Source organism: Candidatus Poriferisodalis sp. (genome assembly GCF_965208485.1).
Taxonomy (GTDB): domain Bacteria; phylum Actinomycetota; class Acidimicrobiia; order Acidimicrobiales; family Poriferisodalaceae; genus Poriferisodalis.
The window spans coordinates 1,759,255-1,773,819 of the sequence record NZ_OZ242344.1 but is presented as its reverse complement, the minus strand read 5'-3'; the positions used below and the strand labels follow the sequence as shown (position 1 = coordinate 1,773,819).

Annotated in this window: 12 protein-coding genes and 1 pseudogene; 9 read left to right on the top strand and 4 right to left on the bottom strand. The window is 66.7% G+C overall.

What is annotated here, in order from left to right:
• Nucleotides 1-31 precede the first annotated feature (31 nt).
• Nucleotides 32-853: an enoyl-CoA hydratase-related protein gene (locus ACOGXQ_RS08185; protein WP_419946914.1), complete on the bottom strand. Its 822-nt coding sequence runs from the start codon at nt 851-853 to the stop codon at nt 32-34.
• Between the two features lie 52 nt (nt 854-905).
• Nucleotides 906-1,673 carry a 3'(2'),5'-bisphosphate nucleotidase CysQ gene (locus ACOGXQ_RS08180; protein ID WP_419946913.1) on the bottom strand — a complete coding sequence of 256 codons (768 nt, stop codon included), beginning with the start codon at nt 1,671-1,673 and terminating at the stop codon, nt 906-908.
• 252 nt (nt 1,674-1,925) lie between these two features.
• Here ACOGXQ_RS08180 and ACOGXQ_RS08175 point away from each other — a divergent pair, with 252 nt between their 5' ends.
• From ACOGXQ_RS08175 to ACOGXQ_RS08160, 4 genes are all read left to right on the top strand, one after another.
• Nucleotides 1,926-3,086, top strand: a complete 1,161-nt coding sequence (locus tag ACOGXQ_RS08175) for an amino acid ABC transporter substrate-binding protein (RefSeq protein WP_419946912.1) — start codon at nt 1,926-1,928, stop codon at nt 3,084-3,086.
• A gap of 220 nt (nt 3,087-3,306) precedes the next feature.
• Entirely contained in the window at nt 3,307-4,851 is a 1,545-nt protein-coding gene (locus tag ACOGXQ_RS08170) for an ABC transporter permease subunit (RefSeq protein ID WP_419946911.1), read from the top strand.
• Between the two features lies 1 nt (nt 4,852).
• A complete protein-coding gene (locus ACOGXQ_RS08165; protein WP_419946910.1) occupies nt 4,853-6,823 on the top strand; it encodes an amino acid ABC transporter permease in 1,971 nt (656 codons plus the stop codon).
• 115 nt (nt 6,824-6,938) lie between these two features.
• Nucleotides 6,939-7,661: an amino acid ABC transporter ATP-binding protein gene (locus ACOGXQ_RS08160; RefSeq protein WP_419947364.1), complete on the top strand. Its 723-nt coding sequence runs from the start codon at nt 6,939-6,941 to the stop codon at nt 7,659-7,661.
• A 39-nt stretch (nt 7,662-7,700) separates the two neighbouring features.
• Here the strand turns inward: ACOGXQ_RS08160 and ACOGXQ_RS08155 are convergent, their stop codons facing one another.
• Nucleotides 7,701-7,973, bottom strand: a complete 273-nt coding sequence (locus ACOGXQ_RS08155) for a hypothetical protein (RefSeq protein ID WP_419946909.1) — start codon at nt 7,971-7,973, stop codon at nt 7,701-7,703.
• A 172-nt stretch (nt 7,974-8,145) separates the two neighbouring features.
• On the opposite strand from ACOGXQ_RS08155, the gene ACOGXQ_RS08150 reads away from it, so the two are divergent.
• The 3 genes and pseudogenes from ACOGXQ_RS08150 to ACOGXQ_RS08140 all read left to right on the top strand — a co-directional run bounded on the left by ACOGXQ_RS08150 (nt 8,146) and on the right by ACOGXQ_RS08140 (nt 10,337).
• Nucleotides 8,146-8,808: an HAD-IA family hydrolase gene (locus tag ACOGXQ_RS08150; RefSeq protein WP_419946908.1), complete on the top strand. Its 663-nt coding sequence runs from the start codon at nt 8,146-8,148 to the stop codon at nt 8,806-8,808.
• Nucleotides 8,809-8,897: 89 nt separating this feature from the next.
• Nucleotides 8,898-9,425 (top strand): annotated as a pseudogene (locus tag ACOGXQ_RS08145) (ATP-binding cassette domain-containing protein); the annotation flags it as partial.
• 138 nt (nt 9,426-9,563) lie between these two features.
• The gene (locus ACOGXQ_RS08140) at nt 9,564-10,337 is read left to right on the top strand and encodes an exodeoxyribonuclease III (RefSeq protein WP_419946907.1); all 774 of its coding nucleotides are present in this window, start codon (nt 9,564-9,566) and stop codon (nt 10,335-10,337) included.
• A gap of 46 nt (nt 10,338-10,383) precedes the next feature.
• Here the strand turns inward: ACOGXQ_RS08140 and ACOGXQ_RS08135 are convergent, their stop codons facing one another.
• Nucleotides 10,384-12,279, bottom strand: coding sequence for an ATP-dependent helicase (locus tag ACOGXQ_RS08135; RefSeq protein WP_419946906.1), 1,896 nt, complete (start codon nt 12,277-12,279; stop codon nt 10,384-10,386).
• A gap of 168 nt (nt 12,280-12,447) precedes the next feature.
• Between ACOGXQ_RS08135 and ACOGXQ_RS08130 the strand changes: the two genes are divergently transcribed.
• A complete protein-coding gene (locus ACOGXQ_RS08130) occupies nt 12,448-13,161 on the top strand; it encodes a helical backbone metal receptor (protein WP_419946905.1) in 714 nt (237 codons plus the stop codon).
• 233 nt (nt 13,162-13,394) lie between these two features.
• Nucleotides 13,395-14,546, top strand: a complete 1,152-nt coding sequence (locus ACOGXQ_RS08125) for a CaiB/BaiF CoA transferase family protein (RefSeq protein WP_419946904.1) — start codon at nt 13,395-13,397, stop codon at nt 14,544-14,546.
• Nucleotides 14,547-14,565 lie beyond the last annotated feature (19 nt).

Sequence of the window (14,565 nt, the reverse complement as noted above, 5' to 3'; positions counted from 1 at the left end):
CTGCGCGTCACAGTGCCGGAAGCGCGAGTCCTCAGTCTGAGGGCCACCTCGGGGGCCGACGCTCCCTCAACGCCCTGACGCCCTCGAGGTAGTCAGGACTGGGGATCATCTCTTCGAGCAGGCGGTCGGACTCCGAGACGGCCGTGCCGACGTCGCGGTGCTGGTCGAGGTAGATCTGTCGCTTCGTCGTGGCCAGCGAGCTGGGCGCCACCCGGGCCGCCATGTCGTGTGCGTACGCGTACACGCGGTCCATGAGTTCTGATCCGTCGAGAATTTCGTTGAACAGGCCCCAGCCCTCCGTCTCCGACGCCAGCAGCTTGCGGCTCGACAGCAGCAGGTCGTTGGAACGCGTGACGCCCACGAGGCGGGGCAGCACCCACGACAGGCCGAATTCGGCGGGCAGGCCGAGCGGTCCGTGAGCGGTCGTGAGCTTGGCGTTCGACGCTGCGAACCGCAGGTCGCAGTAGCAGGCCAGCACAAGTCCGGCGCCGGCTGCAGCGCCGTTCACCGCCGCAATCGTGATCGTCTCCAGCGCCATCATGAAGGCGAAGTTCTGGTCGAATTCCGGCGCCACGCCATAGCCGGGCATCGCCAGGTCCGGCGCAGTGCCGGGGTCGTAGCCGCCGCGCTCGCCGTGTCCTTCGAGTGCTTGGGTGTCGGCACCCACGCAGAAGTCGCGACCCTCGCCGGTGATCACTACCACGCGGACCCCCCGATCGCGCTCGGCCTGCTCCAGCACCCAGCGCAGCTCGGTGTGCATCCGCCCGGTCCATGCGTTGCGGCGGTGCGGTCGCGACAGCGTCAGGATGGCAACGGGGCCGTCGGCTTCGTACTTCGTTGCCTTCAGTTCCACAGGCCCCTCCCTGCATACACCACGCTCCCTGCATACACCACGACAGCCAAACTCAGGCTTCGCCTTCGATCACTTGCCGCAGCGCCTCCAGTGCATCATCTGCGTACTCGGGGCGGCAGATGAGCAGGTCGGGGAGCCACGGGTCGGCGAAGTTGTACTCCAACTCCGAACCGTCGCAGCGGCTCGCGTGCAGGCCGGCCGCTCGCGCGACTGCAACTGGTGCGCAGTTGTCCCACTCGAATTGGCCGCCGGAATGGGCATAGATGTCGGCCATTCCCATCACGACTGCCATGGCCTTGGCACCGGCTGAGCCGAGCGTCATGAGCTCGGCGTCGAGCGCCTGAGCAACGATGACAGCAGCCGCCGGCGGGCGCGTCCTGCTGACGACGAGACGGGGCCGGCCGTTGTGGGACTCGGGCAGCGACGGCCCGGGCTCGGTGCACAGCGTCCGCCCAACCGCGGGCAGCGCTACTGCTGCCGCTGTCGGCGCTCCGTTCTCGACCAGAGCCACATGCACGGCCCAATCGCTGCGGCCCGGCTCGGAGTACTCGCGAGTTCCGTCCAGCGGATCGACGATCCAGACCCGGTCCGCCGTCAGGCGGTCGAGATTGTCGCGGCCCTCCTCGGAGAGGATCGCGTCTGCGGGCAGTGCTTCGGACAAGCGCTCCACGATGTGGCGGTGTGCCTCGAAGTCGCCCGTGTCGCGGACTTCCCAAGTGCCGGCACCCGCTGCGAAGAGCCGCTCGCGGGTCTTAACCAGCAGGTCCCCGGTCTCGGTCGCCACGCTCGCTGCAAGCGCGTGGTCGGCAGGTTGGGCCATCCCTCAAGTGTGCCCCCGAGTGTCTCCGTCACCACCTTGAGGCCCTCTGCGCAGGCGGCAGGTGGAAATCCATTCACAGGTGGAAATCCATTCAAACAATGCGATCGTAACCGGAATGCGGCAACCCGGTCCTGTCGGCAACGCGTCTGCGGGCACTAGCCTCATGGGTTGTCGGGTGCGGTGACGTGCGGAACAGCCCGTAGCGTGCCTGAGTTCAGATTGTTCAGATTCATGACGGAGGGACAGATCTCAATGAACAGACGAATCGCGCCGGTCTCGCGGCGCACCGCGCTACGACTCGCCGGAGTGCTTGTGGCGCTCACCATGGTCGCTGCCGCCTGCGGCTCGGGCGATGACGAAGAGGTCAACGGTGCCGAGCCAGTGGCAACCACGGAAGCAGCTGAGCCCTCGCCGGCGACAGAGGTCGGTCTGACCCAGGACGAGGGCGATCTGCTCGATGCCATCATCGATCGCGGCGAGCTCAAGTGCGGTGTCTCTGGTTCGGCGGTGGCGTTCTCGGAGACCCAGCCTGACGGCTCGCAGAAGGGCTTCGACGTCGATTACTGCCGGGCAGTCGCCGCGGCGATCTTCGGCGACGCTGACGCGGTCGAGTTCGTGCCGCTCTCTGCTGGTGAGCGCTTCACTGCCGTTAATACAGGTGTAATCGACGTCCTGATGCGCAACACCACTTGGACACAGGGCCGTGATACCGAGGTCGGCATGGACTTCGGCCCCACCACCTACTACGACGGCCAGCAGCTGATGGCTCGCGCGAGCGACGGCTTCAGCGGCAGCTCCTCGGTCGCCGACATCGCCGGCGCCGTGGTCTGCACCAACGCGGGCACCACGACCGAGCAGAACATCGCCGACGCGGCGGATGCCGCGGGGATCGAGATGAGACTCGACACGTACGATGACTTCGACATCGTGACCACCAACTTCATCGATGGATCGTGCGATGTCATCACCACGGACGGTTCTGCACTGGTGGGCCGCAAGGCGAACCAGCAGCCCGATGGTGAGGAATGGGTGATCTTCCCGCCGACGCCGATCTCGAAGGAGCCGCTGGGTCCGACGTACGGCCAGAACCAGTCGCGCTTCGCCGACGTGGTCAACTGGACCGTGTACGCCACGATCATTGCCGATGAGAAGGGCATCACCTCGGCGAACATCGACGCTCGCCTCGGCGACGGAAGCCTCGATGCCGAGGCGATCCGCCTGCTGGGCGGCGACGGCCAGCTGCAGACTGCCATGGGCCTGTCGCCCGACGCCTACTACAACGTGATCGCGCAGGTCGGGAACTACGACGAGATCTACTCCCGTCACCTGAACCCGGTAGGACTGTCACGCGAGGGTTCAGCCAACGCCGGCTGGCTCGACGGCGGCCTGATCTACGCACCGCCGGCGCGCTGATCATCCGCTCGCGGACTGGGTGACAACCCAGCACGCGAGCGGCGCAACCAGCTGAACTGCGCTGAACTGCACGGCCCCCGGTCCTTCGGGATCGGGGGTCATTGCGCGTCGCCACACCAGAGGCCTTGGAGGCCTTGGCGAGAAGCTCTGACGCCGCCCGCCGAATCGCCGAGAGGCCAAGGCGCGAAACATCGGACTCGGTCGCGTAGGGTGACCTGCGGTGAGTGATCCGCTGCACGACGACCGCGGCTCATCTCTGAGCGCGGTGGGAACCCGACCGCCGTTCTATCGGGATGCCACCGTCGTCAAGTGGCTCTCACAGGTGCTGGCGCTGGCCTTGGTGCTCTTCGCACTGATCTTCCTCGCGTCTCAGGGTCAGAGCAACCTCGAGGCCAAGGACATCGAGACAGGGTACGAGTTCCTGGGCACGGCCTTGGGCAGCGATCTCGGCTCAGGCATCGACACCGACCCCGACACGAGCGGCCGGGCGCTGTGGGTCGGCATGGTCAACACCATCCGCCTGTCATTCGGCGGCATCATCGCGGCGACGGTGCTCGGCGTGCTCGTCGGTGTCGGGCGGCTCTCCCGCAACTGGATCGTGAGCCGGGCCAGCAGCGTCTTCGTGGAGACATTGCGCAGTATCCCGCTGCTCGTGCAGATCATCCTCATTTTCGTCGTGATCGCGAGCCTGCCGCGCGTCACCGCGGACCAAGGCCCGATTCCCGGCTGGCTGCATATCTCCAACAAGGGCGTCTCGATCCCGCGCGTCTTCGTCGCCGACGGGTTCTACCAGTGGCTGATCTTCCTCCTCATCGGTGCAGGCATCGGCTGGCTCTTGATGCGGCATCGCAACCGGCTGCACGACGCCACCGGCCGCTCGACCTATCCGGTGATGAGTTTCTTGGCCGTCGTCGGAGTGTTCGGTGTGGTCGGCTGGTTCCTGCACCCGATCTTCGGCTGGGTCGGTGCCATCTTCGACTTCATCGCCCGAGCAATCGACTCGCTGACGCCGGGCATCGTTCAGGCAGTCATCGCAGTGGCGGCAATCGGCGCGGCGATCCTGTGGATCCGCCGTTTTCTGGTAGCGCACCGCACCCCCGCCGGGCTGACGAAGCTGGTCGACGACGACTGGTTCCGGATCATCTTCGCGGCAGCCGGCGCGGTCTTGGTGATCCTGTTCGTGACGCTGGGATGGCCCGGCCTGTCGAGCTGGATCATCAACTCCGGCCGAGACCTCTTCGAGGTGCTCGGCGACAAGTTCGGCAACGGGCGCACCGGTCTGCCGATCGACGCCATGCGACCCGATATCGAGCAGGTCGGCAACTTTCCCAACTACGGACCGTCAGGCCTGAACCTCATCCAGGGACTCGCGGCGGTCTACTTCGGCGTCGTGCTCTACACGGCGGCATTCATTGCCGAAGTCGTGCGCGGCGGGATCCTGGCGGTTCCCAAAGGCCAGAGCGAGGCTGCGCAGGCCCTCGGGCTTCGCCGTTCGACGATGCTGCGACGGGTCGTTCTGCCCCAAGCATTCCGGGTGATCCTGCCCCCGCTGGGCAATCAGTACCTCAACCTCACCAAGAACACGTCGCTGGCCATCGCCGTCGGCTACAGCGACGTCGTCCAAGTCGGCCAGACCGTCTACAACCAGACGGGCAAGACCCTTGAAGTCGTCTCCATCTGGATGCTGTTCTACTTGGCCTGCTCGCTGACGATCTCGGTCGTCGTCAATTTCTTCAATGTCCGGATGCGGATCGTGGAGCGCTGAGATGGACGACGCAGCGGGCGCCCCCGACACCACAGCAGCCGGACCGGCTGACCCGGTCGATCCGGCCGTTGTCGACACCGCTGCCGTCGCGGCGACCCGCGCCCGCCCGGCAGAGGAGACCTACCGGTCTGCGGGGGAGTGGGTCCGCAAGAACCTGTTCTCCAGCCCGTTCAATTCCTTCCTGACGGTCGCCTTCGGGCTGCTGATCCTGTTTGTCGCTCGCGGCCTGCTCAACTTCGTCTTCAGCGAGGAGCGTGGCTGGGACGCGGTGCGCACGAACCTTCGGCTGATCTTCACCCACGCGTACCCCGAAGAGCAGTACGTGCGCATCTGGGTATGCGTCGGGACGCTCGTGGTGCTCACCGGGCTGTCGCTGGGCCTGTTCGCGGGCCGGGGCGACGGCGTGCAGTTGAAGAGGATCTCGACAGCACTCGTGGGCTTCGGAGCGGTCATCGCGCTGGGTGTGGTCTTGCGCGAGCCGTCGGTGCTCGTCGGCGCTGACGGAGCGGTCCTGCGCGAAGGCGATGACGTCGTCCGGCAGTCGTTCTTCGAGGCAATGGCCGACCGGTGGGTTTGGTGGCTCACGGCTGCAGCGCTGGTTGCCGCTGGGCTGTCACTGCGACGCGCCATTGCCAGCGCGAGGGTCTCGATCACTTCGCTGCCCGCCGTCGAATTTGCGGTCGCCCTGCTCGCGTTGCCCGTGCTGTCGGCCTGGATCTACCCGTGGGGCCACTTCGCGTTCGTCGACGGCGCGTTCATCGCAGAGCCCGGTCGCACGGTCGCGATGTCGACCAAGATTCCGTGGACCGTGATGTGGCTGCTGGCGGTGGCCGCGATGGCCCTCGGCAGAGTCATGCGGCGGGGCTTCGGCGAACAGCAGCAACAGCGGATGCGGATCGTTCTGAATCTGCTGTGGCTGGCAAGCCCATTCGTTCTCTACTGGGTGATCCTGCGCGATCCGCACCTCGAGTGGAACCGCGTCGTGGCCGTCGACATCCCCATGGCAGTGGCTTTTGCTGTTCTCGGCGGGGCGGTGCTGCGGCTGCTCACCCGCCCGGGCATCGGCGAGATGGGCCGCATCATCGCCATCGTGCTGCTGGGGGTCGCGGCGTTCAACTGGGTCGCGGCGTACTTCGGCTGGTATTCGATGCTGCAGAAGGCCCGCCTCAGCTTCCTGCTGCTGTCACTGGTCGCGCTGGCGGCTCACAACTTCGCGGGCGAGATCGTCAAGCGTCGGCGCCTGGTTGCGGCGTGGCTGGTGCTCGTGGCGATCGTCCACTACTTCGCCACGCTGATGAATGCCCCTTCGACGGTGGAGACCCCCACCGAGGCGCTCATCGGCGGCTTCGCGGTGACCGTGATCGTGGCGGTGTTCACGATCATGCTGTCGTTCCCGCTCGGCGTGCTGCTGGCGCTGGCCCGCACCTCGCGGCTGCCCATCTTCCGGGTGATGGCGACGAGCTATATCGAGGTGATCAGGGGAGTGCCGCTCATCACGATCCTGATCTTCTTCGCCATCATCTTGAACCTGTTCCTGCCAGTCGGCATGGAAATCAGCCTCATTGCCAGCGCGACAGCCGGCTACACCCTCTTCTCGGCCGCGTACCTCGCCGAGAACGTTCGGGGAGGGTTGCAGTCGGTGCGCCGGGGCCAGTTCGAGGCCTCTGACGCTGTCGGCCTGAGCACGACCCAGCGGACGGTCTTCGTTGTTCTGCCGCAGGCGCTGCGAGCGTCGATCCCGCCGCTTGTCGGGCAGATGATCGCCACGTTCAAGGAGACCTCGCTGCTGGCAATCATCGGCGTCTTCGACCTGCTCCGGATGGCGAACAGCGTCATTCCGGCGCAGACCCAGTTCCTCGGGATCAAGCGGGAGGGCCTGCTGTTCGTGTCCCTCGTCTACTGGGTCTTCGCCTACACCTTGTCCAAGCAGAGCCAGCGGCTCGAACGGCGCCTCGGGGTAGGCGAGCGATGAAGCGGTCGCCCGCCGCTTCGGCGTGCAGACTTGACTTCAACCCCAGGGGGAGAACATCGTGAGCATCAGCGACGCCACGATCGCAGTGTCCGACGAGCTTGCAGCGCGAGACGACATGATCGTCTGCCGCGACGTCGACAAGTGGTTCGGCGATTTCCAGGCACTCAGCGGCATCACCGCGACGATCAAGGAGCAGGAGATCGTGGTCGTGCTCGGACCGTCGGGATCGGGCAAGAGCACCTGGATCCGGTGCATCAACCGGCTGGAGGCCCACCAGAACGGTCAGATCATCGTCGACGGCATCGAGCTCACCAACGACCTGCGCAACATCGAGAAGATCCGTTCCGAAGTCGGCATGGTGTTCCAGCAGTTCAACCTGTTCCCGCACCTGACCGTCGTCGACAACATCACGCTCGCGCCGATCTGGGTGCGCCGCAAGTCGCGTCCCGAGGCCGAGGAACTGGCCGAGGCGCTGCTCGAGCGTGTAGGCATCCCCGAGCAGGCGGAGAAGTTCCCCGGGCAGCTCTCGGGCGGTCAGCAGCAGCGCGTCGCCATCGCACGGGCGCTCGCGATGGAACCGCGGGTGATGCTTTTCGACGAACCCACCTCAGCGCTCGACCCTGAGATGATCAAGGAAGTCCTCGACGTGATGGAGGAGCTGGCGCGTTCGGGAATGACGATGATGGTCGTGACGCACGAGATGGGTTTTGCGCGTGAAGTGGCCGACCGCGTCATCTTCATGGAAGGCGGCGAGATCGTCGAGGTGGGCACGCCCCACCACTTCTTCACTGATCCGACCGAAGAGCGAACCAAGCTGTTCTTGAGCCAGGTGCTGTAGCCCCGCAAGGGCCGCTCGCTGGGACCCTCCCGGGTCCGATCAGCCCTTGGGCTCGCCGTAGGGGCTGCCCGCCTGCTCGTAGCACTCCGGGTGGTAGTGCTCGACACGGTCCCATTTGTTCTTGATGTACACGTTGCAGATGATTTGCTCTGCCCGGATGCGTGCCCGGAACTTGATGAGTTCGTCGCAGACGGCGCAATATGCGGAATTGCCTGCGTTGACAGTTCGGCAGACAGCCCTGCTCGTCCACTGCTTCTTCGCAGGAGCTTCCGGCGAAGCTGGCGATGCCGACGTCGGTGAGTCCGTGGCCATGGCGGGACCTTAGCGAACGCTCGCGCGATTCTGACGGATTTTCGCGCTTGACGCGCGAAAATCTGTACACCTTGCGAAGCTCTTCGCAGAAACTCATGCCGATGACGCGGTATTCGGAGTCCCGGCATTGAACATGCCCGGCGTCGGACAGGCCCAGGTAGCGTGCCGGGCCGTGTCCCCGAGCCAGTCCAACACCGTGGATGCAGTGCTGTTCGACTTCGGGGGCGTCATCACCGAGAGCCCGTTCGAAGCCTTCAACCGTTACGAAGACCGCATCGGCGTGCCCCGCGACACGATCCGGCAGATCAATGCCACCAACCCCGACGCCAATGCTTGGGCGCGACTGGAGCGCAGCGAGGTGACGGTTGCCGAGTTCGCCGATCTGTTCGAGGCCGAGGCCGGTGCCCGCGGCCATTCGATCTCAGGGGCCGAGGTGCTCGCATGTCTCAGCGGGGGACTGCGGCCGCAGATGGTCCGAGCGCTGCGCATTCTGGCAGCACGGCTGCCGGTCGGCTGCATAACGAACAACGTGAAGGCCGGTCATGGCGCCGGCATGGCCCGGGACCCCGACACGGCGGTTGCGGTCGCCGAGGTGATGGAGTTCTTCGGTGTCGTGATCGAGTCGTCGGTGGTGGGTCTGCGCAAGCCCGATCCCCGCATCTACGAGTTGGCCTGCAACGAGCTCGGCATCGATCCGGCCCGCACGGCGTACTTGGACGATCTGGGCATCAACTGCAAGCCGGCGGCGGCGATGGGCATGAAGGCCATCAAGGTGACCGATCCCGACGAGGCCCTCCGGGAACTCGAGGCGCTCGTCGGATTCGCACTGAGTTGACAAGCTGCCGGCGACCCAGTGATGGCGACCCAGTGATGGCGACGGAGTTCATCTGCACGCTGCGCCGGATGGGGCGCTTCTACCCGCCCGACCGCGAGGTGCTGCGCGATGTCACCCTGGCGTTCCTGCAGGGCGCGAAGATCGGCGTGATCGGTCACAACGGGTCCGGCAAGTCCACCCTGCTGCGCATCACCGGACTCGACGGCGCGCGTGAGGTCAACGGCCGGGCCTTCGTGGCGTCGTTCAACTTCACTGGCTCTGATCAGCAGAAGCGGGTCGGCGACCTCGCCGGCGGGGAGCGCAACCGGGTCCACCTCGCGAGAACGCTCACATCGGGCTGCAATGTGCTCCTGCTGGACGAGCCGACCAATGGCCTCGACGTGGACACGCTGCGGGCGTTGGAGGCGGCGCTGGAGTCGTTCGGGGGCTGCGCAGTGGTCATCAGCCACGACCGGTGGTTCCTGGACCGTATTGCGACCCACGTGCTGGCATTCGAAGGCAACAGCGAGGTCCGCTGGTTCGAGGGCAGCTTCTCGGAGTACGAGACGTTCCGCAAGAGCGAGCTGGCCGCCGATGCGGGCCCCACCCGCATCGCCTACAAGCCGCTCGCCCGCTAGGAGGCTGAGCCGCCAGGCGAAGCTGTGGCCCGAGCGGCCCGTGAGCGGAACGAACAAGAACGGGAAGCAACTGGTACGACAACGGGCAGGCAGGCTTCTCCGCGCTGCCTCTCGTGGAGGGGCGTTAGCGTCGGCAGCGTGCGCATCGCCACCTGGAACGTCAACAGCCTCAACGCCCGGCTCGAACGGGTCGACGAATGGCTGGACTACGCCGAGCCCGACGTGCTGCTGCTGCAGGAGACCAAGATGGCCGACGGGCAGTTCCCGCACCTGCACTTCGATGCGCAGGGCTACGAGTCAGCCCACCACGGGCAGGGTCGCTGGAACGGGGTGGCGATCCTGTCGAAGGTGGGCCTGTCCGATGTGGTTGCGGGCTTCGCCGACGGCCGCGAGCCCGATCCCGATGCCCGCATCGTCTCGGCCCGCTGCGGCGGTGTGGCGGTGAGCTCCGCATATGTGCCGAACGGCCGCGAAGTCGACCATGAGCACTACCACTACAAGCTCGACTGGCTGGGTCGCCTGCGGGCGCACCTCGAAGCCACCTGCGACCCGGCCGAGCCAGTACTGGTCGGCGGCGACTTCAACGTGTGCCCCGACGACCGCGATGTCTGGGATCCCCAGAACACCGAGCCCCGCACCCACGTCACCCAGCGCGAACGCGATGCGCTTGCCGACGTGTGCGAGTGGGGTCTGCGGGACATCTTCCGCGAGCACTACGACGACGATGGCATGTACAGCTGGTGGGACTACCGCGACGGCGCGTTCTACAAACGGCACGGCCTGCGGATCGACCTGCTGCTGGGCACCGAGTCCGTCGTGGCGGCCACCCAGTTCTGTCTCATCGATCGCAACGCCCGCAAGGGCAACAAGCCCTCGGATCACACCCCGGTCTTCGCCGATCTGGCCCTTTGAGCCGATCGACCGGGCGACAAGACAAGCGATCTCGGGCCCCGGCTCCTCACGACGGCCGCGTTGCGTCGAGGGCGGCACGGGCGGCGGCCACCCGGGAGGCGGCGTCGTCGGGCGACAGCGGCGCCGCCTCGGCCGTCGCGTGCTCGATCACCGACAGCCACGGCGATGGGTTCCGAGACCCGCCCGTGCGATGGCGGTCGGACCGGTGACGCGCCCACGTGAAGTGGAGCGTGTGGCTGGCCCGAGAGACTGCGACGTAGAACAGCCGGCGCTCCTCGGCATCGTCGGGGCGCAACGGCACCAAGCCGTCCTCGGTGCCGGCGACCACCACGTGGCGCCACTGCAGGCCCTTGGCGGCATGGAAGGTTGCGAGGGTCACGGCACCGTCGCGTGGGTCGAATGGGGTGCCGGAACGGTCGCTGTCGAACAGGTCAGCAGAGAGCTCGCGGTTGTTCCCCGCGAACAGCCCCACCCAGGTGGCGAAGCCCTCGCCGCTCGGTCCGATTCGCCGTGACCGCGCGCCCGAGGAGCGATCCCACTCAGCCAGGTACGCGTCCGCCAGGTCCAGCACTCGCATCAGCATCGGGTCCGACACAGTGTCTGGGGGACCATCGAGCGCTTCGGCGCGCAGGTCGTCGACGGTGGAAGGAAAGCTTGCGCCGCTGTCGCGGAGATGTTCCAGCATCTCGCGAACGGCGGGCAGCTCCAAGAACGGGCTGCGCTGCCCGCCGAGCCGGTAGGGGATGCCATGCGCGTCAAGGGCTGTGCCGATGTCGGAAAGCTGTGCATTCGTCCGTGCAAGCACACCGAATGAGTCCCAGCGGGTCCGGCCCACGTGACGGTCGGCGAGCCAGCGTGCGATGCCCACGGCTTCGGCTCCAGCGTCGTCGAACGCTGCCGCGGTCGGCGCCAGCGGAATCTCGTGCGGACGCGCTGGGGCCTGTGCATGACCGCTGGTGCTGGCAGGGGCTGAGTCGGCGACGTCGGACATGACTGCCGTGGCCGCGGCGACCAACGATGGCTGGCTGCGGTAGTTGAGGTCGAGCCGGACGATCTGCGCATCAGCGAAGTGACGGTCGAACCCGGTCAGATAGCTGCTGTCAGCGCCATTCCAGCCGTAGATCGCTTGGTCGGCGTCGCCCACGGCACAGATGTCGGCGTCGTGATTGCGCACAGATTCCGCACCGCCGAGCCATGCCCACAGCAGGTTCCATTGCAGGCGGTTGAGATCCTGGAATTCGTCGACGAAGAAGTGCCGACCGAGCCAGCGCTGCGCACCGGCGAAGTGCTCGTCAGTCCGCATGAGCCGTGTGCACTCGGCCAGCAGATCGTCGAAGTCCAGTATCCGGCGGCGCGATTTGGTTCGCTCGAAGTGGCGGTACACGTCCGCTGCTGCTTCGCCTCCGGCCAGCCCCAGCCGGCGCGTGGCGGGTCCGTCGCGGTACTCGGCGACCGAGAGATCGCCGGCCTTGGCCCAGTCGATCTCACGCAGGGCGGCGGCGACGGTGATCGGCTGGCGGGACCCGTACGAGCGCTGGAGATGCTCCGCCAGCTCACCGCTGAGCGCTGCGCGGTTCGGCAGGATCTTCCGCTCGGCGCGACCGTGATCGATGTCGTACTGGCGGATCTGCGCGAGCGCGAGGGAGTGAAACGTGCCTACCGGCCCCATGTCGTCGATCTCGAGCTGTCTCAGGCGCGACCGGAGCTCGCTGGCGGCCCGGCGAGTGAAGGTGACCGCCACGGCGCGTCGTGCCTGCATTGAGTCGGTCGCAGCCCGCCAGGCGATTCGCCGGGTGAGCACGCGGGTCTTGCCGCTTCCCGGACCGGCCACCACCAGCAGCGCTGCGGCAGGCGAGCGAACCGCAGCACGCTGCGCGGCGTCGAGCCCGTCGTCAGTCGGCAGCGACTCATCCGGCCCTCCGGCGCCTGCCGACTCGTTCACGAAGGCGAACCTAGACCGTCGTTGGAGGCTCAGCCGATAGGCGAAGCCGTGGCCCGAGCGGCCCGTGAGCGCAGCGAACAAGAGCGGGACGCAGCGAACAAGAGCGGGAAACGAAAGATGCGACAACGAGAAGGCTGAGTCACCGTGCGGCTCCCTAGCCTGCGGCCGGTGCGAGTGATCAGCCTCGTTCCCAGTGCCACCGAGACGCTGGCGGCGTGGGGCATCGACCCGGTGGCGTGCACCCGGTTCTGCGAGCGTGACGATCTGCCCCATGTCGGCGGCACCAAGAACCCCGACATCGCTGCCATTGCGGAGCTGGTGCCGGACCTGGTCGTCGTCGACCGCGAAGAGAACCGGCGCGAGGACTTCGAAGCGCTGGTGGCAGCCGGCATCGATGTCGAGGTGCTGCACATCGCATCGCTCGATGACGTCAACGGTGAGCTGGCACGACTGGCTCAGCGTGTCGGCGCAGCCTGGCAACCCGAGCCGCTGCCTGCGCGCTCGGAGCTCCCGCCGCTGCGCCGTGCTGACGGTGACGACACGCGTGTACGCGTTTTCGTGCCGATCTGGCGCCGCCCATTGATGACAATCAGTGACCGGACCTATGGAGCGACCCTGCTGGCCTACTGCGGGCTGGAGGTGGCATTCGCCGACCGGCCCGATGCGTACCCGACCTTGGACGAGGCCGATCTCGCGAGCGAACCCATCGACCTCGTGCTCGCACCGACCGAGCCATACCCGTGGCATCGCCACCACCTCGATGAGCTCGGCGCCTATGGCCCCGTCCATCTCATCGATGGCCAGGATCTGTTCTGGTGGGGAACACGCACGCCCGGTGCCGTTCGACGTGTGGCGGACGCAGTCGCGCGGTCGCTGAGCTGAGGGCCGGCTCTGCCGAGCAAACGCGCGAACGGATGAGGCACCTCGTCGCGTCGACGGTTGTCTCCGGCTCTTGTTCCCCATATCGATTCGATACGGGATCACGGGCCGCTCGGGCCACGGCTTCGCCTGACGGCTCAGCCTCCGCGGGGGCGGGGCCGGGAAGGCTCGCGTCGGCGCGCAGTAGCGTTGCCGGCGGATAACTCTCTGAGACACCATCGAGAACGGGAGCGACGATGAGCACAGGGCCGCTGGCAGGCGTTCGAGTCATCGAGTTGCAGGGCATCGGCCCGGGACCCTTCTGCGGGATGATGCTCTCGGACATGGGGGCGGAGGTCATCCGCATCGACCGCGCAGCGAGAGTGCGCGATCGAGATCCCGACACCCCGCCGATCGACGTGCTCGCCCGTGGACGCACGTCGGTCGGTCTCGACCTCAAGAATCCCGACGCCGTCGAAGCGCTCCTGCGGCTGATCGAGGAGTCGGATGCGCTTATCGAAGGCTTCCGTCCCGGTGTCATGGAGCGGCTGGGCATTGGTCCCGACGAGTGCCTGGCTCGCAACCCGAGATTGGTCTACGGCCGGATGACCGGCTGGGGCCAGGAGGGGCCGTACGCGATGGGCGCCGGCCACGACATCAACTACATAGCGTTGGCGGGCGCGCTCGACCCCATCGGCCGGCGCGGCGAGCCGCCGATCGCTCCGCTGAACCTGGTGGGCGACTTCGGCGGCGGCGGCATGTTGCTGGCGTTCGGCGTGGCGTGCGCCCTGTTCGAGGCCCAGCGCTCCGGCGAGGGTCAGGTGGTGGACGCGGCGATGGTCGACGGTGCCGCGACGCTGATGGCGATGTTCCATTCCATGCGGGCGCTCGGCGTATGGAACGACGAGCGGGGCACGAATCTGCTCGACACCGGCAGCCATTTCTACGACGTCTACGAGTGTGCCGATGGCAACTACGTCTCGATCGGATCCATCGAGCTGCAGTTCTACGCAGAACTGCTCCGTCTCACCGGTCTCGACGAGGACCCAGAGTTCGCCAACCAGCATTCGCGCGGTCGCTGGCCGCACCAGAAGGAGCGCATCGCGGAGGTCTTCAGGTCGAAGACACGCGCCGAGTGGTGCGAGATCATGGACGCCACCGACGTGTGCTTCGCACCAGTGCTGACGCTGGCCGAGGCCCCCCAGCATCCGCACAATGCTCACCGCGACGTGTTCTGCGAGGTGGCGGGCGTGATCCAGCCGAGCCCGTCGCCACGCTTCAGCCGCACCGCACCGGCGGTGCAGGGGCCGCCTGCACATCCGGGCCAGCACACGGACGAGGTGCTGGCAATCGCCGGCTATGCCCCTGACGACATCGCGAAGCTGCGCGACACCGGTGCCGTTGCCTGAACCGGGTTCGGGAGCCGCC

Bases quoted from the DNA above. Each gene is read 5' to 3' on its own strand.
- ACOGXQ_RS08180 (WP_419946913.1), bottom strand. From the start codon at position 1,673: ATGGCCCAACCTGCCGACCACGCGCTTGCAGCGAGCGTGGCGACCGAG.
- ACOGXQ_RS08175 (WP_419946912.1), top strand. From the start codon at position 1,926: ATGAACAGACGAATCGCGCCGGTCTCGCGGCGCACCGCGCTACGACTC.
- ACOGXQ_RS08165 (WP_419946910.1), top strand. From the start codon at position 4,853: ATGGACGACGCAGCGGGCGCCCCCGACACCACAGCAGCCGGACCGGCT.
- ACOGXQ_RS08160 (WP_419947364.1), top strand. From the start codon at position 6,939: ATGATCGTCTGCCGCGACGTCGACAAGTGGTTCGGCGATTTCCAGGCA.
- ACOGXQ_RS08155 (WP_419946909.1), bottom strand. From the start codon at position 7,973: ATGGCCACGGACTCACCGACGTCGGCATCGCCAGCTTCGCCGGAAGCT.
- ACOGXQ_RS08125 (WP_419946904.1), top strand. From the start codon at position 13,395: ATGAGCACAGGGCCGCTGGCAGGCGTTCGAGTCATCGAGTTGCAGGGC.